This is a genomic window from Streptomyces sp. NPDC048514, assembly GCF_043199955.1.
Classification (GTDB): Bacteria; Actinomycetota; Actinomycetes; order Streptomycetales; family Streptomycetaceae; genus Streptomyces.
In genome coordinates this window covers 516,460-540,383 of the sequence record NZ_JBICWT010000004.1, presented here as the reverse complement: position 1 = coordinate 540,383, position 23,924 = coordinate 516,460, and the positions used below count along the sequence as shown (strand labels likewise).

Genomic DNA, 23,924 nt, shown 5'->3' with positions numbered 1-23,924 from the left:
GATCATGCCAAAGAGACGGCGGCCGGCCCAGTCGCGAGTCGGCCGCCGTCCGGGGAAAAGGCGGACGGATCAGGCCAGTTGGGGCGCTACGACCCACTCTCCGTGCCGCATCACGCCCTTCAGCTCGAAGTCCGCGTCCAGCAGGACGAGGTCGGCGTCCTTGCCGGGCTCCAGGGAGCCGATGCGGTCGGCCAGGCCGAGCAGTCGGGCCGGGTTCACCGACAGTGCCGTCACGGTGTCCTCCACCGAGAGCCCGTCGACGGTCACCGCCCGCTTGAACGCCCGGTCCAGGGTCAGTGTCGAGCCCGCGATCGAGCCGCCCTCCACCAGCCGGGCCACGCCCTCGCTGACCTCGACCTCCAGCGGGCCGAGCATGTAGCGGCCGTCGCCGATGCCGGCCGCGTCCATGGCGTCCGTGATGAAGGCGACCCGGTCCGCACCGGCGTGGTGGAAGGCCAGCTCCAGCGCGGCGGGGTGCAGGTGGGTGCCGTCGTTGATCAGCTCGACCGTCACCCGCTCGTCCTCCAGGAGGGCGGCGATCGGGCCGGGGGAGCGGTGGCCCAGGGTGGGCATCGCGTTGAAGAGGTGGGTGGCGACCGTGGCGCCCGCGTCGATCGCCCGGACCGTCTGCTCATACGTCGCGTCCGTATGGCCGATCGCCGCGATGACACCGTGCTCGGCCAGCAGCCGCACGGAGTCGATGCCGCCCGGCAGTTCGGTGGCGAGGGTGACCATCTTCGCCTTGCCGCGTGCCGCGTCGATCAGCTTGCGGACCTCGGCCGGGTCCGGGTCGCGCAGCAGCGCCTCGGAGTGCGCGCCCTTGCGGCACGGGGAGATGAACGGCCCCTCGAAGTGGATGCCCGCGATCTCCCCCTGCTCGGCCAGCTCGCTCAGCAGCCCGGCCTGACCCACCAGCAGGTCCATCTCGTCGGTGACGGTGGAGGCGACCAGGGTGGTGGTGCCGTGCAGGCGGTGGGTGCGGATGGCGGTGAGGATCTGCTCGGGCGTGCCGGCGAAGGACGCGCCGCCGCCGCCGTGGTTGTGGATGTCGACGAAGCCGGGGACGACCCAGTGGCCGGTGACGTCGATCGACGGGGCGCCGGCCGGTGGTGCGGCGGTGACGTGTCTGCCGTCGGTGGACAGCCGTCCGTTGCGGACCGTGCCGGTGGGAAGCACCACGTTCGCGCCGGTGAGTACCTGCGGGCCGGAGGGGGCCGATCGCGCAGTTCCCCGCGCCCCTTCCGGGGCGCTGCTCCCGGCCGGAGCCTGATTGTCCCGCTCGATGGCCATCAGGTGCTTACCTCCGGAGTCGTAGGGGTGGTCGTCAGCAGGTCCTGGGCGAGGAGACCCGCGCCCAGGCAGCCGGCGGTGTCGCCGAGGGCGGCCGGGACGACGGCCGGCGGCTTCTGGAAGGTGACCCGGCGCCGGACGGCGTCCCGCAGCGGCTGGAACAACACTTCCCCCGCCTCGGCCAGCCCGCCACCGATGATCAGCGTCCCGGGGTCCAGCAGGGTGAGCGCGGTGACCAGGCCGTCGGCGAGGGCGTCCACCGCCTGCCGCCAGACCCGGACGGCGTTCGGGTCACCGGACGCGACGGCCTTGGCGCAGTCGGCCGCGTCCGCCTCCGGGTCCCCACAGGCCGCCGCCCAGGCCTCGCTGACCGCGGACGCGGAGGCGTACCGCTCCAGACAGCCGTGCTGCCCGCAGGGGCAGGGGGTGCCGCCGGGCCGTACGACGATGTGGCCGATCTCGCCCGCGAAGCCGTGGGCACCCGCCTCCACCCGGCCGTCGATGCCGATGGCGCCGGCGATCCCGGTGCCGAGCGGCACGAACAGGAACCGGTCCGCGCCCCGGCCCGCGCCGATCCGGCCCTCGGCGAGCCCGCCGGTGCGCACGTCGTGCCCGAGCGCGACGGGCACCCCGAGCCGTTCGGTGAGCAGGGCGCGCAGCGGGACGTCCCGCCAGCCGAGATTGGCCGCGTAGGCGGCGACGCCGTGCTGCTCGTCGACTATGCCGGGGACCGCGATGCCGGCGGCGGCGGCCGGCTCGCCGTAGTGCCGCACGCCGTACGCGAGCAGCTCGGCGGCGAAGTCGAGGATCGCCGTGATCACCGCGTCGGGTCCGCGCTCGCGCCCGGTGGCGCGGCGGGCGCGGTGCAGCAGCGCGCCGTCGTCGCCGACGAGGGCGGCCTTCATCCCGGTACCGCCCACGTCCAGGGCGATGACATGTCTCACCACGGTCCCTAGTGTGGCCCCCGCACCCGGGAGAGGTCTAGTCCACTCGCGTGGTGTAGACCTTATGGGTCCATATATCGAACGGTCAGACGGCAGGGTTGGGGCTTTGACGGTGCGTCGGCGTACGGCAGGAACGATCGCGGTGATGTCCGCTCTGGGCATGACGGCGGTTCTCGGCGGCTGCGGGAGCACGGGCTCCTCCGACGTGACCCTCAGACTCGTCGCGGCCGACTACGGCGACTCGGCCGCCAACAGCTCCAAGAAGTACTGGGACGCCCTTTCCGAGGAGTACGAGGCGGCGCACCCGGGGGTGAAGGTCGAGGTCGGCGTCTACTCCTGGACCGACGTCGACCGCAAGGTCAGGGAGATGGTCGACGCCGGCCACGCCCCGGACCTGGCCCAGATCGGCGCCTACGCCGACTACGCGGCCGCCGGCAAGCTGTACCCGGTCTCCGACCTGCTCTCCATCCGCACCCAGGCCGACTTCCTCTCCCAGCTCTCCGACGCGGGCCAGTGGAAGCACACGCAGTACGGCATCCCCTTCGCCGCCTCCACCCGCGTGCTCTTCTACAACAAGACCCTCTTCGCCAAGGCCGGCATCACCCCGCCCACCACCTGGGACGAGCTGGCCGCCGACGCCGAGGCGCTCAAGGCCAAGGGCGTGAAGTACCCCTACGCCCTGCCGCTGGGCCCCGAGGAGGCCCAGGCGGAGACCATGCAGTGGCTGCTGAGCGGCGACAGCGGCGGCAGCGGCTACACCGACGACGTCGGCACCTACACCATCGACTCCGCGCCGAACGTCGAGACCTTCAGCTGGCTCAGGGACGATCTGGTCGGCAAGGGCCTGACCGGCCCGGTCGCCCCCGGCAAGCTCAACCGCGCGGACGCCTTCGCCGCCTTCGCCGACGGCCAGGTCGGCATGCTCAACGGGCACCCCACGCTGATCCAGCAGGCCGAGAAGAAGGGCGTGAAGTTCGGCATGGTGCCGATGCCGGGCCGCACCGGCACCGCCCGCGCCTCGATGGGCGTCACCGACTGGATGATGGGCTTCAGGCAGAACGGGCACGCCGAGCAGATCGGCGACTTCCTCGACTTCGCCTACAACGAGAAGAACGTCCTGGGCTTCTCCCACCGGTACGGGCTGCTGCCGGTCACCGGCTCCGCCTCCACCGCCATGAGCGAGTCGGACAAGGCGGCCGACAAGGCGCTGCACCCCTTCCTCGACCAGCTGCCCACCTCCGAGCTGTATCCGGTCGGCAAGACCTCCTGGGCGTCGGTCAGCGCGGCCGTGAAGCAGAACATCGGCCAGGCGGTCGTCCCCGGCGGCAACCCCTCCGGTGTGCTGACCCGGCTCCAGGCGTCGGCCACGGCCGCGGACAGCAGCAACGCGGGCTGAGCCGGTTGTCGGTGCCCGGGGTTACGGTGGCCCGCATGGAACTCGGCGACCGCGAACAAGCCGTCCTCGCGCTGGAGCGCCGGGGCTTCCCCGGCCCCGGCGCGAAGGAGCGGGCGATACGCGAGGAGCTGGGCCTGTCGCCGGTGAGCTACTACCAGCTGCTCAACGCCCTCCTGGACGACGAGCGGGCGCTGGCCCACGACCCGGTGACGGTCAACCGCCTGCGCCGAGTGCGGGAGTCCCGCCGCTCGGAACGGTGAGCCGAGTGCGGGAGTCCCGCCGCTCGGAACGGTGAGGAGTGGAGGCGCCCCTTCGCGGATAGTGTCGCCGTATGGGCACCCCTACGACGGACTCGACCAACCCGATGGATCCCCTGCCGGCCCCGGCCACCCAGGCCGGCCGGGACGGACTGGCCGCACTGCTGGCCCATCCCCGCACCGCGGTGGTCGGCCTGGACTTCGACGGCACGCTGGCCCCGATCGTCGCCGACCCCGAGCAGGCCCGCGCCCACCCCGAGGCCGTGGCCGCGATCGCCGCACTCGCCCCCAAGGTCGCCTCCGTCGCCGTGGTCACCGGCCGCCCGGCCGCTGTCGCGGTGCGCTACGGCGGCTTCGCCGGCGTGCCCGGCCTGGAGCACCTGACCGTTCTCGGCCACTACGGCGCCGAACGGTGGGACGCGGTCACCGGCACGGTCACCGCCCCCGCCCCGCACCCCGGGGTGGCGGCGGTCCGCGCGGAGCTGCCGGGACTGCTGGACCGGGTCGGCGCCTGGCAGGGCACGTGGATCGAGGAGAAGGGCCGGGCGATCGCGGTCCACACCCGGCGTGCGCGGGATCCGCAGGCCGCCTTCGAGGCCCTGCGGGAGCCGCTCGGCGACCTCGCCGCCGGCCACGGCCTGATCGTCGAGCCCGGCCGGATGGTGCTGGAGCTGCGCCCGCCGGGCATGGACAAGGGCGTGGCGCTCGGCGACCACATCCGCCGGACCGGCGCCGAGTCGGTCCTCTACGCCGGCGACGACCTGGGTGACCTCCCCGCCTTCGCCGCCGTGGACAAGCTGCGCTCCGGCGGCGTCCCGGGCCTGCTGGTGTGCAGCGGCAGCACCGAGGTGACGGAGCTGGCCGACCGGGCCGACCTGGTGGTGGACGGCCCGGCGGGCGTCGTACGGCTGCTGCGGGAACTGGCGGCCCGGCTGGACTGATCGAGCCGGCGACTCGGCCGGGCCGACCGGGTCGGGGGCTCGGCCGCTCCGGCCCGTCCGGGGGTTCGGCCGGTCCGGCCCGGACAGCCGCGGCCGGCGGCCGGTCCGGGCTCAGCCGGCCTGATCGGTCAGCGCGTGCAGCTGGTCCAGGAACCACCGGGCCGGCGGCAGCGCCGTCGCCGCGGCGGCCAGCCGCTTCGACCGCTCCGCCCGCTCGTCGGCGGGCAGGGTCAGCGCCTCGTGCAGCGCGTGCGCCGTGCCCGTGATGTCGTACGGGTTCACCACGATCGCGTCCTCGCCCAGCTCCTCGTACGCCCCCGCCTCGCGCGACAGCACGAGCGCGCAGCCCCCGTCGGAGACGACCGGGATCTCCTTGGCGACCAGGTTCATGCCGTCCCGGATGGGGTTGACCAGTGCCACGTCGGCGAGCCGGTACGCGGCCAGCGAGCGGGCGAAGTCGTCCTTCACGTGCAGCACCACGGGAGTCCAGCCGGCCGTCCCGTACCGCTCGTTGATCTCGCCGGCGACCCGCTGCACCTCGGCCGTGTAGTCGCGGTACACGGCGAGGTCCTGCCGGGAGGGATAGGCGAACGCCACGTGGACGACCCGCTCGCGCCACTCGGGACGGTCGTCCAGCAGCTGCCCGTACGCCAGCAGCCCGCGCACGATGTTCTTCGACAGCTCGGTGCGGTCGACGCGGACGATGACCTTGCGGTCCTCGCCGATCTCCGCCCGCAGGGCCGCCATCCGCTCGTCCACGTCCGGCTCGTGCGCCCGCTCGCGCAGGAAGTCGGCGTCCGCGCCGAGGCCGTGCACGCCGATCCGGGTGCCCGAGGGGATCCCCGGGCCCAGCACCGTGTGGCAGCAGTCCCGGAACGCGTCCGCCCACCGCTCGGTGAGGAACGCCGCCCGGTCCGCGCCCAGGATGCCGGTCAGCAGCTCGGCCGCGATGTCGTCGGGCAGCAGGCGGAAGTAGTCCGGCGGCGCCCACGGGGTGTGCGAGAAGTGACCGATGCGCAGGTCGGGACGGAGCCGGCGGAGCATCCGCGGGGCGAGGGCCAGGTGGTAGTCCTGGATCAGCACCGCCGCGCCCTCGGCCGCCTCCTCGGCCAGCGCCTCGGCGAACGCCCGGTTGTAGGCCTCGTACGACGCCCACCGCCGCCGGAACTCCGCGTCGAAGACCGGTTCCAGCGGGGTCTGGTACAGCAGGTGGTGGACGAACCATAGGACGGAGTTGGCGATGCCGTTGTAGGCGTCGGCGTGCACCGCGGCGTCGATGTCGAGCATCCGCACCCGCTGCCCGCCGGTCTCCTCGGCCGGCAGCAGTCCGCCACCGGCGCGCCGTACGGCCGCCCGGTCGCCGTCGCCCAGCGCGGCGCACACCCACACCGCGTCGGTGTCCGGCCCGATGGCCGACAGCCCGGAGACCAGTCCGCCGCCGCCCCGCCTGGCGCGCAGGGAGCCGTCGTCGAGCATCTGATACGAAACCGGGCCGCGGTTGGACGCGACCAGTACCTCAGCACCGTGGGTCGAAGCCATACGCCTCAACCTAGCCCGGCCCGGAAACGCTCAAACGTACGGTCTGCCCCAGAGGGGGGCCGTATACAGCCGTTCTCCGTGCGCCTTCAGGCCACCCGCCGGGCGGCGTACTCCGCGATCTCCGTCATCGGCGGGCGTTCCTCGGTGTCCACCGAGTAGGTGCGCGGCTCGAAACCGGCCGCGCCCCGCTCGAACTGGGTGAGGGCGGGCCGGACCAGGTGCCCGCGGGCCAGCCGGAGCTGGGCGGTGCGGTAGATGGCGGCGGCCATCCGGCCCAGCGCCTGGCCGTCCTGGTGGCGGTGCCGGCGCACCCCCACGTCCACCTGGGCCAGCGCGTCGAGCCCCACCAGATGCAGGGCGTCCACCAGCATGCCCAGCTCAACGCCGTAGCCCACCGGGAACGGCAGCCGTTCCAGCAGGGAGCGGCGGGCCGCGTACTCGCCGCCCAGGGGCTGCACGAAGCCGGCCAGTTGCGGCCAGTGGAGGTTCAGCAGCGGGCGGGCCATCAGCTCGGTGACCCGGCCGCCCTGACCCGCCGCGCCGCCCAGCGGGCGGTCGTACATGCCCTTGACCAGGTCCACCCCGGGCTCGGTGAGCAGCGGGCCGACGATCCCCGAGACGAAGTCGGCGGAGAACTCCCTGAGGTCCGCGTCGATGAAGCAGAGGATGTCCCCGCCGGTGACGAGCAGGGAGCGCCAGAGCACCTCGCCCTTGCCGGGGACGGCGGGGACGCGGGGCAGGATGTGGTCGCGGTGGACGACCCGGGCACCCGCGGCGGCGGCGACCGCTGAGGTGCGGTCGGTGGAGCCGGAGTCGATGACGACGATCTCGTCGACGAGCGGGACCCGTTCCACGAGGTCGCGGCGGATGACCGTGACGATGTCGCCGACGGTCTCCTCCTCGTTGAGCGCGGGCAGCACGACGCTGATCGTCTGCCCGGTGCGCTGCTTGGCGGCGAGGATCCGGTGGAGCGGGCGATCGGTCACGGACCAGGAGCGGGTGGCCAGCCAGCGCTCGACTTCTTCCAGCACGGTCTGCTGCTCCTCACGGTGTCTCGCGGTTCGGACGACTATCTCAACTGTCCCGGCCTTCGGTTACAGTCTTGAGCAACGCCGGTGACCATCGCATGTCGGGGGTCGCCCGCGTCCACAACCGAATACCGCTCATCCAGAGGGGCAGAGGGACACGGCCCGATGAAGCCCCGGCAACCCTCCAGCCGGTACTCGTCTTCCACGCGAGGCTCCCGGCTAGGGAAGGTGCCAAATCCGTCTCGCGGCGAGATGCGTCGCGAGGAAGATGAGGAGAAAGGGCCTCGCCTCCATGGCTGTGCAGACTGTTGCAAGCACCAGCACTTCCACCGTCGACCTCGGTCCCGCCGCCGCCCTGAGCTGTCGCGAGTGCGGGCACCGCGTCCCCCTCGGCCCGGTCTTCGCGTGCGAGGAGTGCTTCGGTCCGCTGGAGATCGCCTACGACTTCTCCGCCTACGGCACCGAAGAGCTGCGCGCCCGCATCGAGGCGGGCCCCGCGAACATCTGGCGGTACGCCCCGCTGCTGCCCGTCCCCGCCGACGTGGCCGACAAGCCCAACATCAATCCGGGCTGGACCAAGCTGGTCAAGGCCGACAACCTGGCGGCCGAGCTGGGCGTGACCGGCGGCCTCTTCGTCAAGGACGACTCCGGCAACCCGACGCACTCCTTCAAGGACCGCGTCGTCGCCCAGGCCCTGGAGGCCGCCCGCGCCTTCGGCTTCACCACGCTCTCCTGCTCCTCCACCGGCAACCTGGCCGGCGCCGTGGGCGCGGCGGCCGCCCGCGCCGGCTTCCGGTCCTGCGTGTTCATCCCGCACGACCTGGAGCAGGGCAAGGTGGTCATGGCCGCCGTCTACGGCGGTGAGCTGGTCGGCATCGAGGGCAACTACGACGACGTGAACCGCTTCTGCTCGGAGCTGATCGGCGACCCGGCCGGCGAGGGCTGGGGCTTCGTCAACGTCAACCTGCGGCCCTACTACGCCGAGGGCTCCAAGACCCTGGCGTACGAGATCTGCGAGCAGCTCGGCTGGCGGCTGCCGGACCAGCTCGTCGTGCCGATCGCCTCCGGCTCCCAGCTCACGAAGATCGACAAGGGTCTGCAGGAGCTGATCGGGCTCGGTCTGGTCGAGGACAGGCCGTACAAGATCTTCGGTGCGCAGGCCGAGGGCTGCTCGCCGGTGTCCACCGCCTTCAAGGCCGGTCACGACGTGGTGCGCCCGCAGAAGCCGAACACCATCGCCAAGTCCCTCGCCATCGGCAACCCGGCCGACGGCCCGTACGTCCTGGACATCGCGCGCCGCACCGGCGGTGCCGTGGAGGACGTGACGGACGAGGAGGTCGTGGACGCCATCAGGCTGCTGGCCCGCACCGAGGGCGTCTTCGCGGAGACCGCGGGCGGGGTGACCGTCGGTGTCACCCGCAAGCTGCTGGAGAACGGCCTGCTGGACCCGGCGAAGACCACGGTCGTCCTCAACACCGGCGACGGCCTGAAGACCCTGGACGCGGTGGCCGGCACCGGCCTCAGCGCCACCATCCGCCCGACCCTGGACTCCTTCCGAGAGGCTGGCCTCGCATGAGCGTGACCGTTCGCATCCCGACCATCCTGCGCACCTACACCGGCGGCCGGGCCGAGGTCGCCGCGGAGGGCGGGACCCTCTCCGAGGTCATCGAGGACCTGGAGAAGAACCACACGGGGATCGCCGCCCGGGTGCTGGACGATCAGGGCAAACTGCGCCGTTTCGTCAACGTCTACGTCAACGACGACGACGTCCGTTTCGAGCAGGGCCTGCAGACGGCCACCCCCGACGGCGCCGGTGTCTCGATCATTCCCGCCGTCGCCGGCGGCTGATGACCGAATGACCGATCATTACCTTCGGTAACAGCGGTTACGTATTGTTCATCGGATTGCCCCCTCCGTGAGAGAAGCGGAGGGGGCAATTCTGCGTGATTGAGCGCGGTACAGTTGGGGAACGCGGTCGCGGTCCACTGGTCGCGGTCCCTTGATTCATACCGCGCGACCCGACAAGAAGTAGCCAAAGTGTGTGGGTTGTATGCGGCTTTTTCGCACTTTTGCGGGGCCCGAATTGCCCCGAATTCAGGCGAATTCTCGCCACATTCCGGACCGGCCCCGTCCAGAATTCTCGTCCGATTGACCTGTTGCAGACGGCAGTTGGACAGATACATTCAGCCGCGGTCGACGCGTTCCGGCGCACGCCCCGTCCAATTGGTGGGGGCGAGGTCTGACCCGGGTCCGCGAAGTGTGGATCTGTGCAAGGGCCAGTAATAGGGGAGTTAGGCATGGCTCAGGGCACCGTCAAGTGGTTCAACGCGGAGAAGGGGTACGGCTTCATCGCGGTCGACGGTGGTGCGGACGTCTTCGTCCATTACAGCGCCATTCAGATGGACGGCTACCGCACCCTGGAAGAGGGCCAGCGGGTGGAGTTCGAGATCTCGCAGGGCCAGAAGGGCCCGCAGGCCGACATGGTTCGCCTCAGCGCCTGAACGTTTCTTGTCACGATGGGCCCGCACCTCGCAGAGGGTGCGGGCCCATCGTCGTGCCCGGCGCGCGCACCGGGCACGCGCGTGCCCCCGCGTGCCCCCGCGTGCCCGCGTGTTCCCGGCGTCGCCGTGTTCGCGGGCGGCTGACCGCCCCCACTGTCCCCCCGAGGGCGCTTGCACTCGACCATGCCGAGTGCTAATCATTGCGTTAGCACTCTGAAGGTGAGAGTGACAACGAAGGACCGGGTCGGTGAGGCCCGCAGGCCGGGTGGGGCAAGGAACCACAAGGCATGCGTGCCGTCCGTCGCGGGCGCGGGCGCGGTCCGAAGGAATCACCCCCAGTCCTGGAGGGACCACTTCACATGGCCAAGATCATCGCGTTCGACGAGGAGGCGCGGCGCGGCCTCGAGCGCGGCATGAACCAGCTCGCGGACGCCGTGAAGGTGACGCTCGGCCCCAAGGGCCGCAACGTCGTCCTCGAGAAGAAGTGGGGCGCCCCCACGATCACCAACGATGGTGTCTCCATCGCCAAGGAGATCGAGCTCGAGGACCCGTACGAGAAGATCGGCGCCGAGCTGGTCAAGGAAGTCGCCAAGAAGACGGACGACGTCGCCGGTGACGGTACGACCACCGCGACCGTCCTCGCCCAGGCGCTCGTCAAGGAAGGCCTGCGCAACGTCGCCGCCGGCGCCAACCCGATGGCGCTGAAGCGCGGTATCGAGAAGGCCGTCGAGGCCGTCTCCGCCGCCCTGCTCGAGCAGGCGAAGGACGTGGAGACCAAGGAGCAGATCGCCTCCACCGCGTCCATCTCCGCCGCCGACACCCAGATCGGCGAGCTGATCGCCGAGGCCATGGACAAGGTCGGCAAGGAAGGCGTCATCACCGTCGAGGAGTCCCAGACCTTCGGTCTGGAGCTGGAGCTCACCGAGGGTATGCGCTTCGACAAGGGCTACATCTCGGCGTACTTCGCCACCGACATGGAGCGGATGGAGGCGTCGCTCGACGACCCGTACATCCTGATCGCCAACTCCAAGATCTCCTCGGTCAAGGACCTGCTCCCGCTGCTGGAGAAGGTCATGCAGTCCGGCAAGCCGCTGCTGATCATCGCCGAGGACGTCGAGGGCGAGGCCCTGTCGACCCTGGTCGTCAACAAGATCCGCGGCACCTTCAAGTCCGTCGCCGTCAAGGCCCCGGGCTTCGGTGACCGCCGCAAGGCCATGCTCGGCGACATCGCCATCCTCACGGGCGGCGAGGTCATCTCCGAGGAGGTCGGCCTCAAGCTGGAGAACGCGACCCTGGACCTCCTGGGCCGCGCCCGCAAGGTCGTCATCACCAAGGACGAGACCACCATCGTCGACGGTGCCGGCTCCTCGGAGCAGGTCGGCGGCCGGGTCAACCAGATCCGCGCCGAGATCGAGAACAGCGACTCGGACTACGACCGCGAGAAGCTGCAGGAGCGCCTGGCGAAGCTCGCCGGCGGTGTCGCGGTCATCAAGGCCGGTGCCGCCACCGAGGTGGAGCTCAAGGAGCGCAAGCACCGCATCGAGGACGCCGTCCGCAACGCGAAGGCCGCCGTCGAGGAGGGCATCGTCGCCGGTGGTGGCGTGGCCCTGCTGCAGGCCTCCCAGGTCTTCGAGAAGCTGGAGCTCGAGGGTGACGAGGCGACCGGCGCCAACGCCGTGCGCATCGCGCTCGAGGCCCCGCTGAAGCAGATCGCCGTCAACGCCGGCCTCGAGGGCGGTGTCGTGGTGGAGAAGGTGCGCAACCTGACCCCGGGCCACGGCCTGAACGCCGCGACCGGCGAGTACGTCGACCTGGTCGCCGAGGGCATCATCGACCCGGCGAAGGTGACCCGCTCTGCCCTGCAGAACGCCGCCTCCATCGCCGCGCTGTTCCTCACCACCGAGGCCGTCATCGCCGACAAGCCGGAGAAGGCCGCCGCGCCGGCCGGCGGCGGCATGCCGGGCGGTGACATGGACTTCTGATCGGCCTCACGGTTGATCGCGTCCTGACCGAGGGCGGCCCTCCCTGTTCCGACAGGGAGGGCCGCCCTCGGGTCTTTTCCGCCGTAAGGCCGCTCAGGGCAGGACGCGCAGCGTCGTGAACCGCGGCCAGGCGGTGTCCGCGCCCTCGTTGCGCACGGCGATCGCGAGGCCGCCGCTGGTGCGCGCGGGAACGGGCCGGTTCGTGGCACGTACCACCAGCGAGGTGTCGTCCACGGTGATCCGTACCGCGCTCGGGGAGACCCCGATGCTCATCCGGCGCTGGGCCGCCGGGCGGAGTCTGCGGACCGTGACCCGCTCGTCCCCGCCGGCCGGCCGCTCCGTCACCCGCATTCCGGCCGCCGAGACCGTGACGACGACGGGGTCGAGGCTGCCGTGCCCGACCTCGACCGAGGTGCTCGTGTCCGTCCCGCTCAGGCGGCCGACGGTGGCGGTCACCCGGTAGGTGTTCCAGTCCGCCGTGGCCATCGGCAGATGGACGGCCGACACGTACGTGCCCTTCGCCGGTCCCTTGCCGGTCACCGCCGCCAGCCCGGTGCCCGACGGGCTCCCCGGGAACCGCCACTGCTCCGGATGGCGCAGCGGCTCGGACGCCTCGCGGGGCGAGCGGGATGCCCATTCCCGCAGCCGGCTCAGGAACGTCGCCTGAGTCGTGGTCCCGAGCACTTCGAGGCGCTGCACCTGCCCGGCCAGGGCGGCCCGCGGCCCTGCCGGCAGCGGGCGCGAGGAGTGGTTGGTGAGCGTGGCGGAGAACCGGGCCCGCAGCAGCCGTTCCAGGACGGAGGTGCCCCGGTCGCGCAGGTTCGTCGGCGCGGCCGTCTCCGAGAACGGGTAGGCGAACAGCTTGGGTGCCGGCAGGTCGTGGTCGGCGAAGGCCCGCAGGGACCGGTCGAGGTCGCCCTCGACGCGGGAGCGGTACTCCACCTCGGTCTCCAGCCGGTGCTTCGCGGGCAGCCAGAGCCGGTTGGCGAGCACGGCCCCGACGTGCCCGGCGGCGTCGATGGCCGCCCGGGAGTGGCCGAGGTGGGTGTGGTCCTGGAAGTCCCAGCGCCCGGAGCCGGCCATCCGGCCGATCTCGGACCAGGACAGGTAGTACGGGCGGTGGGTGCCGACCATGCCGGTGATCAGGTAGGACGCCGCGCGCATCTTGTGCTTGGCGAGGATCTGGTCGCCGTACACCCACAGTCCGCGGGTGCCGTCGTCGAAGGTCAGGTAGACGCTGCGCGCCGCCGGTGACCTGCCGGTGGCCAGGTAGCGGGTGAACTCCCCGGTGGTCAGGGAGCGGTAGCCCGCCGCGGCCAGCGCGGACAGCTGGGTGTCCAGCTGCTTGGGCGTGAGGGTGTACTCGTTGGTGGGGTGGGGGTTGACGTCGTGGTAGGCGAGGACGATGGGTGCGCCGGGGTGCGGGACGCTCGCCTGCGAGAGCTGTGCGTCCGTCGCGGAGACCGGTGCCGCGGCCTGCGCGGTCACCGCTTGCCGTGCGGCGTCGTAGTGCCACGCGGTGAGGAACGGGGTCGCCACGACGACCAGGGCGAGGGTGCCCAGGGCGGAGCGGACCAGCCCGCGGCGCAGCCGGCCACGGGCGGGGCGGGGACGCCCGGCGGAGGCCGTCGTACGGGAGGACGTGCGGCCCGTCACAGGGAGCCTCCCCGGGTGAGGACGACGTAGTAGAGGGCCACCACCGCTGCGGCCGAGAGCGCGGCGACGGTCAGCCGGGCCGCGGTGCGCAGGCGCCTGCGTAGCTGGGAGGTGCCGGGGGCAGCGGTGGTGACGGGCGTACCGGTCATCGTGTTCATGGTCGTCATGCGGGGGTCCTCGTCCAGATTCCGCGGCGCAGGGTGAGAGCGGCGTAGGGCAGCAGCCACGCCAGGACACAACAGGAGAGCAGGCTCATCAGGGGGCGGTAGCGCCAGCGCCGGTCGCCCGGGTTGTCCAGCCGGAAGGCCAGCCCCCACAGGGAGCCCTTGAGCAGCACGCCGGCCACGTAGAGCAGGGTGAGTCCGGCGGCCCAGTGCAGGGGGGCCCACACCAGGTGCAGAAAGACCAGGGCGGGGGCGGCCACCACCCACAGCGCGTGCCCGTAGTAGAGCAGCGCCGGGACCGGTCCGCGGCGCCACATGAAGCCGCCGGTGAAGAAGAGGTTGCGGATGAAGCTCTTCTTCCAGCGCACCTGCTGGTGCAGGAAGGGCCGCACCCGGGTCGGCACGTTCGTCCACACCCGGGCGGACCGGCTGTAGGCCACCAGCCAGCGCCGTTCGGGGTGGTCCTGGCCGGCGACGAACGGCGAGTCGGCGTGCCGGCGTTTGAGCGCGCGCCCGCGCCAGGCCTGGCCCAGCACGTACCCGGTCAGCTGCCGGTCGGTGGCGAACCGGAACGGGGCGCCCGCGAAACGGTCGTCCGCCCAGGCGGGCAGGTAGTTGTAGACGGCCTCGCGGCGGAACGCGGCCAGCGGTCCGGAGACGCAGCACACCGCGCCGAACGCCGACTCGGCCGCCTTCGCGATGCGGAACTGGCCCTCGTACCAGACGTCCTGGACCCGGGTCAGCACACTGGCGTGCGGGTTGAGGGCCCGGCAGTGCCCGCTGACCGCGCCGAGTTCGGGATGGCGGACCATCGCCCGTACGCACAGCCCGATCGCGTCCGGGGCGATGATGCAGTCGGAGTCGGTGAACACCAGCACGTCACCGTCGGCGACGGCACAGGCGCGCACCAGGGCCGCCTTCTTGCCGATGTTGCGGTCCAGCCGGATGACGGTGACGCCGAGTTCCTCCGCGAGGGCGTCGAGGATGGCGCCCGTGCCGTCCGTGGAGCCGTCGTCGACCACGACGACCTGCAGGTCTGGGTAGTCCGAGGCGGCCATCGAGCGGACGCACGCCTCGACGTTGCCGGCCTCGTCCTTGACGGCGAGCAGGAAGCTGACCTTCGGCCGCTCCGGCAGGGCCGGGAACTCCTCGTGCCCGCGGGCCCGGCGGCGCAGGGTGCGCACCGCGGGATCGTCGTACTGGGTGTAGGCCAGATAGAGCAGCCCGGCCGTGCCGGTCAGCACGGCGAGCCCGTACCAGGTGACCGGGCCCGACTCGTACGGCAGCCGGACCGCGCGACGGGCGATGAGCAGCAGGAGCGGCGTCAGGGCCACGAGTCCGAGCAGCCGTACCAGGCCGGCCCGCTCGCGCGGGTCCATGGCCTCCATGGCGCGGCCCACGCGGGTCCGCAGCCGGCGGCCGGCGGAGGAGCCGGCCGGGGCGTGGAGGAACGGCGGAGTGCCGAGGGCGGCGGTCACCGGGTGACGGTCGGGATCGGGGAGCGGAACCGGTGGCGGGTGTCCAGCACCCGCGGCGCTCCGTCCAGCCAGTCGAGGTCGGCGCCCGGGTGGGCGGTGTGCACGATCACCAGGTCCCAGAGCGCATGCTCCGGCTGCGGCTCGGACCGCAGCTCCCGGCCGGCCACCGTGAGGCTGGGCACGTGGCCGTCGCTGTAGTGCACGTCGGCGCCCTGGTCCGCGAGCAGCCCGAGCAGCCGTAGCGCCGGGCTCTCCCGCACGTCGGACACGCCCGGTTTGTAGGCGACGCCGAGGACCAGGATCCGGGCGCCGTCCAGGCCGATGCCGTCGGCGCCCAGCAGGTCCGCGGCCTGCGCGGTGACCTGCGCGGGCCGTTCGCGCAGGGCGGTCATGGCGGTGCGCAGCACCGGCGCCGAGCGGCCGCCGGCGGGGAGCCGGCCGAGCAGGTAGTAGGGGTCGCAGGGGATGCAGTGGCCACCCGCCCCCGGGCCGGGAAAGAACGGCATGAACCCGTACGGCTTGGTGGCGGCGGCCTCGATCACCGGGACCGGCGCGAGATTGAGGTGCGCGCAGGCGTCGGCCAGTTCGTTGGCCAGGGCGATGTTGACGGCCCGGAAGATGTTCTCCCAGAGCTTGGCCATCTCGGCCGTCTCGGGGTCGGGCACCTCGTGGATACGGGAGGCGGTGGCCCGCAGCAGGAAGGCGGTGGCCCGGCAGCTGAGGGGGCCGGCGCCGCCGACGACCCGCGGGGTGTTCTCGGGTGTGTGGCGTTCGTTGCCCGGGTCGATGCGCTCGGGGGCGAAGGCGACGAGGACGTCCTGCTCGACGGTCAGGCCCCGGGCGGTGAGCGGGGCCAGCAGCAGCTCGCGGGTGGTGCCCACGTGGCTGGTGGACGTCAGCACGAGCAGCTGGCCGGGCACCGTCCGTTCCACCACGGCGGCGCAGGCCCCGCTCAGGGCGCGCAGATCGGGTTCGTAGTCCTCCGTGACGGGCGTCGGCACGCAGATGATCACCGCGTCCGCCTCGCGCAGCGCGTCCGCGTCCGTGGTCAGGAGGAAGTCGCCGGTGCTCTCGGTGCAGGCGAGCGCCGCGTGCTGGGACGGGAGCAGGTCCACGTTTCCCGTGCGGATGTCCCGGAGCCGCTGTTCACTGACGTCCACGCCCAGGACGGTGGCGCCCGCCCCCCACAGGCCGAGTGCCGTCGGCAGGCCCACGTAGCCCATTCCGACGACGGCGACCGTGATGCCCCGCAGGGGCTCCGCACCTCCTTCCTCCGCCGTGCGAAGGAGTTCGGCCCAGCGGGCGACCCCGGCGGCGGTGACCGCGGGGGGCACGCTTTTGCTCGCTCTGAGTTGCGTAATAGTCACGAAGTGATATTTAAGGGTCGCTTTCTCCCGTTTCGCGTACGGATCGGCAGGTGGCCGTCCGATTCACCCGCTCGCAGGTATCGGCGGTCCGGTGCGGGAATGCGGGGGAGCATGGAGACTGTTACTTCATGAGCTGCAACAATGCGTGCGCACATACCAGTCGGTTTCCATTGTTACCTGTCAGGAGCCCCCCACGTGACCCTCACCGCCACCACGCCCGCCTCCCGCGCGGCCCGGATCCTCTCACGCCCGATCGCGCTGAACGGCCTCACCGTTCCCAACCGGATCGCGATGGCGCCGATGACCAGGATGTTCTCCCCGGGCGGCATCCCCGGCGAGGACGTGCGCTCCTACTACGCGCGCCGCGCCGCCGCCGGTGTCGGCCTGATCGTCACCGAGGGAACCTACGTCGGCCACGAGTCGGCCGGCCAGAGCGACCGCGTCCCCCGCTTCCACGGCGAGGAGCAGCTCGCGGGCTGGGCCAGGGTCGCCGAGGACGTGCACGCGGCGGGCGGCACGATCGTCCCGCAGCTGTGGCACATCGGCATGGTCCGCAAGCAGGGCGACCCGCCCTTCCCGGACGCTCCCGCCGTCGGCCCCTCCGGCCTCGTCACCGCGGGGGCCGAGCCCACCGGCAAGGCGATGACCCAGGCGGACCTGGACGCCGTGATCGGCGCGTTCGCCGAGGCCGCCGCGGCCGCCGAGCGCATCGGCTTCGACGGCGTCGAGATCCACGGCGCCCACGGCTACCTCCTCGACCAGTTCCTGTGGGCGGGCACCAACCGCCGCACCGACGCCTACGGCGGCGACCCGGCGGCCCGCAGCAGGTTCGCCGCGGAGATCGTCGCCGCGGTCCGCGAGGCGGTGTCCCCCGCTTTCCCGATCCTCTTCCGCTACTCGCAGTGGAAGCAGCAGGACTACACCGCCCGCCTCGCCGAGACGCCCGAGGAACTGGAGGCGATCCTCACCCCGCTGGCCGCCGCCGGCGTCGACGCCTTCCACGCGTCCACCCGCCGCTACTGGCTGCCGGAGTTCGAGGACTCCGACCTCAACCTCGCCGGCTGGACCAAGAAGATCACCGGCAAGCCGGTCATCACGGTCGGCTCGGTCGGCCTCGACGGCGACTTCGTCGGCGCCTTCCAGGGCGAGGGCTCCCCGGTCAAGGCCATCGACAACCTCCTCGACCGCCTGGAGGCCGACGAGTTCGACCTCGTCGCCGTCGGCCGCGCCCTGCTGCAGGACCCGGAGTGGGCGGCCAAGGTCCTCTCCGACCGCTTCGGCGAGCTGAAGGCGTACGACGCCGCCGCGCTGAAGAGCCTCAGCTGACGGCGCACGGCGCCGCGCCGGAGAACCTTCTGCGCAGGCGGGCGACGTCGCGTCGAAGAGCCTCGGCCGCAGGCGTGTGACGTCGCGTCGAAGAGGCCCGGCCGACGGGCACTCGTGATCGCTGCCGTCCGTTCCCCTCATGACCAGTGAGGAGCGAGCATGACGACGAGCGAGTCCCAGGCCCCGGACACCGGCGACCCTGTGGTGCGCACCGTCTCCGGTGCGGTGCGCGGCCTGCGCGAGCAGGGCCTGGCGGTGTTCCGGGGCATCCCCTTCGCGGAACCCCCGGTCGGCGCGGCCCGCTTCCAGGCCCCGCGCCGGGTCCGCCGCTGGGACGGCACCCGGCAGGCGCACGCCTTCGGGCCGCCGCCCCCGCAGGAGCCGGGCGTCCTGGGCCGCCCGGCCCGCCCGGCCGGCCCCACGGGCGACGACTGGCTCACGGTGAACGTGTGGACCCCCGATCCGGACCCGTCCGCCGCCCGTCCGGTGATGGTGTGGATCCACGGCGGCGCGTACAAACTGGGACACGGCGGCCAGCCGGGCTACGACGCCCGGCAGCTGGCCCGGGAGGGCGACGTCGTGGTCGTCACGTTCAACCACCGGGTCGGCATGGAGGGTTTCGCCCTCTGGGCGGGCGCCCCGGCCAACCGCGGTCTGCTGGACCAGGTGGCGGCCCTGGAGTGGGTGCAGGAGAACATCGGCGCGTTCGGCGGCGACCCGGCCCGGGTCACGGTCTTCGGCGAGTCGGCGGGCGCGGGCTCCATCGCCTCCCTGCTGGCGATGGAGCGGGCGCGGGGGCTGTTCCACCGGGCCGTGGCGCAGAGCGTGCCCGGCACGTTCTTCTCGGCCGACCTGGCCCGCGACATGGCGACGGCGCTGGCGGCGGAGGCGGGCCGGCAGCCCACCGCGGCCGATCTGGCCGGCCTGGACCCACGCCGGCTCCCCGAGGCCGGTCAGGCGCTGGCGGCCAAGATGTACCAGTACCAGGACCGCTGGGGTCAGGCCGCGCCCACGGTCACCCCCTTCTCCCCGGTCGTCGACGGCGACGTGCTGCCCACCACCCCCTGGCAGGCGCTGGCCTCGGGCGCGGCACGCGGGGTGGACCTGCTGGTCGGTCACAACCGCGAGGAGTTCCGCCTGTTCATGTTCGTCGGCGGCATGTTCGGCACCGTCACCGAGGACCGGGCGACGGCAGTTCTGCGCCTGCTGGCCCCCGGGGGCGAGGCCGGCGAGCGCGCCTACCGCGAGGCGTTCCCCGAGGCCGCCCCGGACGAGCTGTTCGAACGCGTCCACACGGACTGGCTGTTCGCCATGCCGACCCTGCGCCTCGCCGAGGCCCAGCTGGCGGGCGGCGGCCGCTCCCACCTGTACGAACTGACCTGGCCCGCCCCGGGAGGCGACGGCACGCTGGGCGCCTGCCACGGCCTGGACGTGCCCCTGCTCTTCGGCACGTTCGGCGCGGACCTGGGCCGCCTGCTCTTCCCCGGCGGCAGGCCGACAGCGCAGGCGGAGCGCCTCTCCGGCGTCTTCCGCAGCTCCTGGACGGCGTTCGCGCACACCGGCGATCCCGGCTGGCCGGGGTACGACACCCGTACCCGCCCGGTGCGGGTGCTGGACACCGAGCCGAAGGTACTGCCGGATCCGGAGGAGAGGCGCCGGCGCATCTGGGAGGGGCACGAGTTCCGGCCCCTGCCCCTGCTGGCCTGACGGCGCTACAGATTGCCCATGGGCTCGATGTCGACGCGCACCGGCGTGCCCCACACCCGCAGCACCTCGTAGTCGGTGAACTCGTGCACCAGCCGGTAGGCCATGGCGGCCCGGGACCCACGCCGCTGCGCGGCGAGGTACGCCTCGGCCTCGTGCCGGTCCCTCCTCGGTGTCCCGCACAGCTGCCACTCCTGCCCGTTCCACAGCTCCGGCAGCCAGCGCTGCTGGGGCTGCGGCCGGTCGCCGCGCACGCCGTAGCGGGACGGGGCCTGGGCGGCCGGCTCCTCCTGGCGTTGCCTGCCGCCCTGGAACTCCGAGCGCCGGGCGGCCCGCCGCCGGGTCTCGCAGAGCAGACACAGGTCGGGTGCGCTCTTGTCGACCGGCCCCTGCGGGTGTTCCGGGCACCGGGTGCTGGGCGCACTGCCCGAGGCGCTCTCCTCCACCAGGTCGAGCGCCCTGCGCAGGTCGTTCCTGATCTCGTGCAGCCGGGCGTCCGGAGTGTCGGCGCCAAGGGCCTCGCCGTGTTCCCCGAGCAGCCGGAGCGCCCGTCCCAGGGCGGTGAGCTGGGCGTGATTCATGTCGGTGCGATGCCTCCTTGCCTCCATGGTGCCCGCCATCCGGCCGCCACCGTCCCCCCGGCGGCCCGCACCGCCTCCACGGTAGCCACCCCAGCAGCCTCGGCGGCCCGCACCGTCTCCGCGCTGGCCCCGCTCACCCCCGCCGGCTCGGCACGGCCGTCCGGCGGGCGAAGCCGAAGAGGTACGTCGCCGCGAAGCCCACCGCGTAACCGGTGAGCAGTCCGCCGCCGTAGACGGCCGCCGCCGGCCCCGGCCCCCTGTCGCCCGCGAGCAGGGGGAACAGCGCCCAGCCCGACGGCCCGATCGCCGTGGCGCCCACCTCGGTGCCGAGCATCGCGAAGAAGCCGACGAAGGCGCCGCCCGCGGCCCCGCCCGCGCACGCGGTCAGGAAGGGCCTGCCGAGCGGCAGGGAGACGCCGTAGATCAGGGGCTCGCCGACCCCCAGCAGACCGGCCGGCAGGGCCGACCTGATCGTCGTGCGCAGGGAGACGTCGTGGCGCAGCCGGACGTAGACCGCGAGGGCTGCGCCCACCTGGCCCGCGCCCGCCATGGCCAGCAAAGGGAGCAGGACGGTGTAGCCCTGCTGCTCGATGAGGGTGGTGTGGACCGGGATGAGGGCCTGGTGCAGGCCCAGCATGACCAGCGGCAGGAAGAGGCCGCCGAGCACCAGTCCGGCCAGCACGCCGGCGTGCACCAGCAGCCAGCCGGTGCCCGCGCCGATCGCCGAGGCCACCGCGCCGGCCGCGTACATCAGCCCGTACAGGGTCACCAGGCCGGAGACGAGCACGGTGACCGTGGGGGTGAGGAGGACGTCCACCGCGCCCGGTACCCGGCCCCGGCACCACTTCTCCACCCGGGTCGCCAGCAGCGCCGCCGCGAGCGCGCCGAGCACCCCGCCCTGCCCGGGCACCAGGTGCATCCCGAACGCGCTCACCTTCGCCACGCCGGGATACACGACGACGGCCGCAACCGCGCCGCCCAGCACGGGCGTCCCGCCGAACTCCTTGGCCGTGTTGTAACCGACGAACACCGCGATCAGCGCCATGAACGCGGAGGCGACGGCCGACAGGGCGGGGGTCAGCCCGGGCAGCCAGCCGGCGTTCAGCAGCAGCCCGCCCAGCCCGGCGAGGATGCCGCAGCCGATCAGGGCGGGGATGAGCGGCACGAAGACGTTCGCGACGCGCCGCAGCCCGGTCTGCAGCGGCGTGGCCTCGCGCCGCCGCAACCGCTCCCGCAGCGGCCCGCCCCGGTCGCCCCGACCCTCCCGGTCACCCCTGTCGTCCCGGCCACCCCTGTCGTCCCGGTCGCCCCGACCCTCCCGGTCACCCCTGTCCTCCCGGTCGCCTCGGTCCTCTCGGCCATCCCGGGGCTCTCGGTCCTCTCGGCCATCCCGGTCGCCTCGGTCCTCCCCGTCGACGGCGGGGCCGGCGAACCACTCCACCTGCCCCGGGGCGCCGGCGCCGGCCGGTGGTGGGGTGGGCGGGGTCCGGTCGGCGGGGGCGCGGCCGACGGCCGCCGGTTCGCCGAGCAGCGTCTCCACCGCCGCCGTGACCTCGTCGACCACCCCGGGCCCGAGCACGATCTGCCAGGCGTCGCCGCCGTCCACCACCCCGAGCACGCCGGGCACGGCCCGCAGCGCCTCCTCGTCGGCCGCTGCCGGGTCGGCCAGACCCAGCCGGAGCCGGGTCATGCAATGGGCCACGGAGGTCACGTTGGCCGGGCCGCCGACCCGGGCGAGGACGGCGGTCGCGGTGGAGGCGGGGTCGTTGCGCACGCCCTGAGCGTGCGGGTCAGCCGGCCGTGTGCGCCAGCGCGGCGCGCAGATGGCCGCCGGACTCCTCCAGAAGGCGGGCGGCCGTCGGGCCGTCGACGTCCGCGAGGAGGGTGAGGATCGCGTTCTTCACCTCGCCGCCGCACTCGGTGAGGGCCTTCTCGATCTCCTCGTCGCCCGCCCCCGTGGCCAGGGACACGATCCGGCGGGAGCGGGCCCGGAGTTTGTCGTTGGAGGCGCGCACGTCGACCATCAGGTTCCCGTACGTCTTGCCGAGCCGGATCATCGTGATCGTCGAGAGCATGTTCAGGACCAGCTTCTGCGCGGTGCCCGCCTTCAGCCGGGTGGAGCCGGTGAGCAGTTCCGGGCCGACGACGACCTCGATGCCGTGCTCGGCGGCGGCCGCGAGCGCGCTGTGCTCGTTGCAGGCGAGGCCGATGGTGAGGGCGCCCACGGCGCGGGCGTGCTCGACGGCGCCGAGCGCGTAAGGGGTGCGGCCGGAGGCGGAGATGCCGACCACGGTGTCCTCGGGGCCGAGCTTGAGCGCGTCCAGGTCCTGCCGGGCCAGCTCCTCGGAGTCCTCGGCGCCCTCCACCGACGTCACCATCGCCGTAGGCCCGCCGGCGATCATGCCGACGACCTGGGCGGGATCGGTGTTGAAGGTGGGCGGGCACTCGGAGGCGTCGAGCACCCCGAGCCGGCCCGCGGTCCCGGCGCCCGCATAGACGAGCCGTCCCCCGCGGGCCATGCGCTCGGCCACGGCGTCGATGGCGGCGGCGATCTGCGGAAGCCGGCCGGCGACGGCTCTCGGCACCTCCGTGTCCTCGCCGTTCATCAGGCGGGCGATGTCGAGGGTGGGCAGGCGGTCGATCTCGGCGAGGTCGGCGCGGAAGGCCTCGGTGGTCAGCGAGGCCAGCTCGGAACGCAGATTCTGAGAGGTCATGGGGGGTGGCTCTTTCCGGTGCGGGTCGGATGCAATTCCCTGGGGGCGCGGGGAACTGCGCGATCAGCCACATCCGACCCGCAGATGCCCGCTACGTTCAGTCCTTCGGTCTAGCGCGGAGCACTGCGGTGCCGATGGGCCAGCGCCTCGTAGGACGCGGCCAGCGCGGGCGCTGCCGTCTCGTACGTCCGCTGGGCCACTCCGACGAACAGGCAGTCCACCACCAGCAGCTGACTCGTCCGCGAGGACATCGCGGCCGGCCGCAGCTCGCTCTCCCGTGAGGTAGCCGTGGTCAGGACGTGGTCGGCGTACTGGGTGACCGGCGAGTCGGGGCGGCCGGTGATGGCCACCGTGGTGGCCCCGTGCTCGAAGGCGACCCGCAGCGGCTCGATGACGTCCCCGGTCGAGCCGGAGTGGGTGATCGCGATGGCCACGTCACCCGAACGGAGCTGCACCGCGTTGGTCACCGCGAGGTGAGGATCGCTGTGCGCGTGGGCTACGAGCCCTATGCGCAGCAGTTTCTGCGTGAGGTCCTGGGCGACGAGACCAGACGCCCCGATGCCGTACACATCGGTCCGCCGGGCGCCGGCCAGTGCGGTGACGGCCGCGCCCAGCTGCCCGGTGTCCAGTCCGGCGGCCGTGTCGGCGAGGGTCTGCTGCTCCTCGTAGGCGAGCTTGGCCACGACGTCGGCCAGGGAGTCGTCCACCGCGATGTCGGTCGTGATCGCGGGCGCCCGGCCCGACTGCTGCTGCGCGGCCAGCCCGGCCAGGGCCAGGCGCAGGTCGCGGTAGCCGGGGTAGCCGAGGAGGCGGGCGGTGCGGACGACCGTGGCCTCGCTGGTGCCGGTGAGTTCGGCGAGACCGGTGACCGTCAGGGCGGCGCAGCCGGCCGGATCGCCGGCCACGGCCTCGGCGACGCGCTGCATGGACCGGGTCATGGAGGGGGCGAGCGTACGCACCTTGGCGGCGAGCGAACCGCCAGGACTGCCGAAAATTTCCTTCATGTCCTGGGTCACGGATGAAAGATATTTTCGGTTCGGTCTCGGGGTCAAGAGT

The 23,924-nt window shown here is 72.7% G+C and carries 21 protein-coding genes and 1 riboswitch; of the genes, 9 read left to right on the top strand and 12 right to left on the bottom strand.

The genetic code is table 11. From position 1 onward, the window contains the following. Positions 1–69: 69 nt before the first annotated feature. Both nagA and ACGFT2_RS11170 read right to left on the bottom strand, forming a co-directional pair. A complete protein-coding gene (gene nagA / locus ACGFT2_RS11175) occupies positions 70–1,290 on the bottom strand; it encodes an N-acetylglucosamine-6-phosphate deacetylase (protein WP_393275974.1) in 1,221 nt (406 codons plus the stop codon). Next, positions 1,290–2,234 carry an ROK family protein gene (locus tag ACGFT2_RS11170; RefSeq protein ID WP_393276336.1) on the bottom strand — a complete coding sequence of 315 codons (945 nt, stop codon included), beginning with the start codon at positions 2,232–2,234 and terminating at the stop codon, positions 1,290–1,292. Before ACGFT2_RS11170 ends, nagA begins: the two co-directional genes overlap by 1 nt. Before the next feature lie 145 nt (positions 2,235–2,379). Between ACGFT2_RS11170 and ACGFT2_RS11165 the strand changes: the two genes are divergently transcribed. The 3 genes from ACGFT2_RS11165 (at position 2,380) to otsB (ending at position 4,828) form a co-directional block, all read left to right on the top strand. Continuing rightward, positions 2,380–3,630 (top strand): ABC transporter substrate-binding protein, encoded by a 1,251-nt coding sequence (locus tag ACGFT2_RS11165; protein WP_393275971.1) that lies wholly within the window; start codon positions 2,380–2,382, stop codon positions 3,628–3,630. A gap of 35 nt (positions 3,631–3,665) precedes the next feature. Further along, positions 3,666–3,890, top strand: coding sequence for a DUF3263 domain-containing protein (locus ACGFT2_RS11160; protein WP_393275969.1), 225 nt, complete (start codon positions 3,666–3,668; stop codon positions 3,888–3,890). A 71-nt stretch (positions 3,891–3,961) separates the two neighbouring features. Beyond that, on the top strand, positions 3,962–4,828 hold the full coding sequence (gene otsB / locus ACGFT2_RS11155; protein ID WP_393275966.1) for a trehalose-phosphatase: 867 nt from the start codon (positions 3,962–3,964) through the stop codon (positions 4,826–4,828). Positions 4,829–4,939: 111 nt separating this feature from the next. On the opposite strand, the gene ACGFT2_RS11150 is transcribed toward otsB, so the two are convergent. Both ACGFT2_RS11150 and ACGFT2_RS11145 read right to left on the bottom strand, forming a co-directional pair. After that, positions 4,940–6,367: a trehalose-6-phosphate synthase gene (locus ACGFT2_RS11150; protein WP_393275963.1), complete on the bottom strand. Its 1,428-nt coding sequence runs from the start codon at positions 6,365–6,367 to the stop codon at positions 4,940–4,942. Positions 6,368–6,453: 86 nt separating this feature from the next. Beyond that, positions 6,454–7,398, bottom strand: a complete 945-nt coding sequence (locus ACGFT2_RS11145; protein ID WP_393275960.1) for a glucosyl-3-phosphoglycerate synthase — start codon at positions 7,396–7,398, stop codon at positions 6,454–6,456. 129 nt (positions 7,399–7,527) lie between these two features. Further along, a riboswitch (SAM riboswitch) is annotated at positions 7,528–7,670 on the top strand. A 17-nt stretch (positions 7,671–7,687) separates the two neighbouring features. Between ACGFT2_RS11145 and thrC the strand changes: the two genes are divergently transcribed. The 4 genes from thrC to groL all read left to right on the top strand — a co-directional run bounded on the left by thrC (position 7,688) and on the right by groL (position 11,878). Further along, on the top strand, positions 7,688–8,971 hold the full coding sequence (gene thrC, locus ACGFT2_RS11140; RefSeq protein WP_393275957.1) for a threonine synthase: 1,284 nt from the start codon (positions 7,688–7,690) through the stop codon (positions 8,969–8,971). Continuing rightward, the gene (locus ACGFT2_RS11135) at positions 8,968–9,243 is read left to right on the top strand and encodes a MoaD/ThiS family protein (protein WP_393275954.1); all 276 of its coding nucleotides are present in this window, start codon (positions 8,968–8,970) and stop codon (positions 9,241–9,243) included. The genes thrC and ACGFT2_RS11135 overlap by 4 nt, the downstream gene beginning before the upstream one ends. A 449-nt stretch (positions 9,244–9,692) precedes the next feature. After that, entirely contained in the window at positions 9,693–9,896 is a 204-nt protein-coding gene (locus ACGFT2_RS11130) for a cold-shock protein (protein WP_004929928.1), read from the top strand. 359 nt (positions 9,897–10,255) lie between these two features. Then, on the top strand, positions 10,256–11,878 hold the full coding sequence (groL, locus tag ACGFT2_RS11125; protein WP_391846565.1) for a chaperonin GroEL: 1,623 nt from the start codon (positions 10,256–10,258) through the stop codon (positions 11,876–11,878). Positions 11,879–11,971: 93 nt separating this feature from the next. Here the strand turns inward: groL and ACGFT2_RS11120 are convergent, their stop codons facing one another. The 4 genes from ACGFT2_RS11120 to ACGFT2_RS11105 are packed head-to-tail and all read right to left on the bottom strand — an operon-like array spanning position 11,972 to position 16,510. Further along, the gene (locus ACGFT2_RS11120) at positions 11,972–13,534 is read right to left on the bottom strand and encodes a polysaccharide deacetylase family protein (protein ID WP_393275950.1); all 1,563 of its coding nucleotides are present in this window, start codon (positions 13,532–13,534) and stop codon (positions 11,972–11,974) included. Beyond that, positions 13,531–13,701 (bottom strand): hypothetical protein, encoded by a 171-nt coding sequence (locus tag ACGFT2_RS11115; protein ID WP_393275947.1) that lies wholly within the window; start codon positions 13,699–13,701, stop codon positions 13,531–13,533. The genes ACGFT2_RS11120 and ACGFT2_RS11115 overlap by 4 nt, the downstream gene beginning before the upstream one ends. After that, entirely contained in the window at positions 13,698–15,176 is a 1,479-nt protein-coding gene (locus ACGFT2_RS11110; RefSeq protein WP_393275944.1) for a glycosyltransferase, read from the bottom strand. The genes ACGFT2_RS11115 and ACGFT2_RS11110 overlap by 4 nt, the downstream gene beginning before the upstream one ends. After that, positions 15,173–16,510 (bottom strand): nucleotide sugar dehydrogenase, encoded by a 1,338-nt coding sequence (locus tag ACGFT2_RS11105; RefSeq protein WP_393275941.1) that lies wholly within the window; start codon positions 16,508–16,510, stop codon positions 15,173–15,175. Before ACGFT2_RS11105 ends, ACGFT2_RS11110 begins: the two co-directional genes overlap by 4 nt. A gap of 228 nt (positions 16,511–16,738) precedes the next feature. Here ACGFT2_RS11105 and ACGFT2_RS11100 point away from each other — a divergent pair, with 228 nt between their 5' ends. Further along, entirely contained in the window at positions 16,739–17,869 is a 1,131-nt protein-coding gene (locus ACGFT2_RS11100) for an NADH:flavin oxidoreductase (RefSeq protein ID WP_393275938.1), read from the top strand. 159 nt (positions 17,870–18,028) lie between these two features. Then, complete coding sequence (locus ACGFT2_RS11095; protein WP_393275935.1) at positions 18,029–19,576, top strand: carboxylesterase/lipase family protein; 1,548 nt, start codon at positions 18,029–18,031, stop codon at positions 19,574–19,576. Between the two features lie 5 nt (positions 19,577–19,581). Here the strand turns inward: ACGFT2_RS11095 and ACGFT2_RS11090 are convergent, their stop codons facing one another. The 4 genes from ACGFT2_RS11090 to ACGFT2_RS11075 all read right to left on the bottom strand — a co-directional run bounded on the left by ACGFT2_RS11090 (position 19,582) and on the right by ACGFT2_RS11075 (position 23,884). Next, a complete protein-coding gene (locus ACGFT2_RS11090) occupies positions 19,582–20,154 on the bottom strand; it encodes a hypothetical protein (RefSeq protein WP_393275932.1) in 573 nt (190 codons plus the stop codon). Between the two features lie 133 nt (positions 20,155–20,287). After that, on the bottom strand, positions 20,288–21,928 hold the full coding sequence (locus ACGFT2_RS11085; RefSeq protein WP_393275929.1) for a PTS transporter subunit EIIC: 1,641 nt from the start codon (positions 21,926–21,928) through the stop codon (positions 20,288–20,290). 16 nt (positions 21,929–21,944) lie between these two features. Continuing rightward, positions 21,945–22,868 carry an N-acetylmuramic acid 6-phosphate etherase gene (gene murQ / locus ACGFT2_RS11080; protein ID WP_393275927.1) on the bottom strand — a complete coding sequence of 308 codons (924 nt, stop codon included), beginning with the start codon at positions 22,866–22,868 and terminating at the stop codon, positions 21,945–21,947. A 110-nt stretch (positions 22,869–22,978) separates the two neighbouring features. Next, positions 22,979–23,884, bottom strand: coding sequence for a MurR/RpiR family transcriptional regulator (locus ACGFT2_RS11075; protein ID WP_393275924.1), 906 nt, complete (start codon positions 23,882–23,884; stop codon positions 22,979–22,981). Positions 23,885–23,924 lie beyond the last annotated feature (40 nt).

Bases quoted from the DNA above. Each gene is read 5' to 3' on its own strand.
- nagA (WP_393275974.1), bottom strand. From the start codon at position 1,290: ATGGCCATCGAGCGGGACAATCAGGCTCCGGCCGGGAGCAGCGCCCCG.
- ACGFT2_RS11165 (WP_393275971.1), top strand. From the start codon at position 2,380: ATGTCCGCTCTGGGCATGACGGCGGTTCTCGGCGGCTGCGGGAGCACG.
- ACGFT2_RS11160 (WP_393275969.1), top strand. From the start codon at position 3,666: ATGGAACTCGGCGACCGCGAACAAGCCGTCCTCGCGCTGGAGCGCCGG.
- otsB (WP_393275966.1), top strand. From the start codon at position 3,962: ATGGGCACCCCTACGACGGACTCGACCAACCCGATGGATCCCCTGCCG.
- ACGFT2_RS11150 (WP_393275963.1), bottom strand. From the start codon at position 6,367: ATGGCTTCGACCCACGGTGCTGAGGTACTGGTCGCGTCCAACCGCGGC.
- thrC (WP_393275957.1), top strand. From the start codon at position 7,688: ATGGCTGTGCAGACTGTTGCAAGCACCAGCACTTCCACCGTCGACCTC.
- ACGFT2_RS11135 (WP_393275954.1), top strand. From the start codon at position 8,968: ATGAGCGTGACCGTTCGCATCCCGACCATCCTGCGCACCTACACCGGC.
- ACGFT2_RS11130 (WP_004929928.1), top strand. From the start codon at position 9,693: ATGGCTCAGGGCACCGTCAAGTGGTTCAACGCGGAGAAGGGGTACGGC.
- groL (WP_391846565.1), top strand. From the start codon at position 10,256: ATGGCCAAGATCATCGCGTTCGACGAGGAGGCGCGGCGCGGCCTCGAG.
- ACGFT2_RS11115 (WP_393275947.1), bottom strand. From the start codon at position 13,701: ATGACGACCATGAACACGATGACCGGTACGCCCGTCACCACCGCTGCC.
- ACGFT2_RS11095 (WP_393275935.1), top strand. From the start codon at position 18,029: ATGACGACGAGCGAGTCCCAGGCCCCGGACACCGGCGACCCTGTGGTG.
- ACGFT2_RS11090 (WP_393275932.1), bottom strand. From the start codon at position 20,154: ATGAATCACGCCCAGCTCACCGCCCTGGGACGGGCGCTCCGGCTGCTC.
- murQ (WP_393275927.1), bottom strand. From the start codon at position 22,868: ATGACCTCTCAGAATCTGCGTTCCGAGCTGGCCTCGCTGACCACCGAG.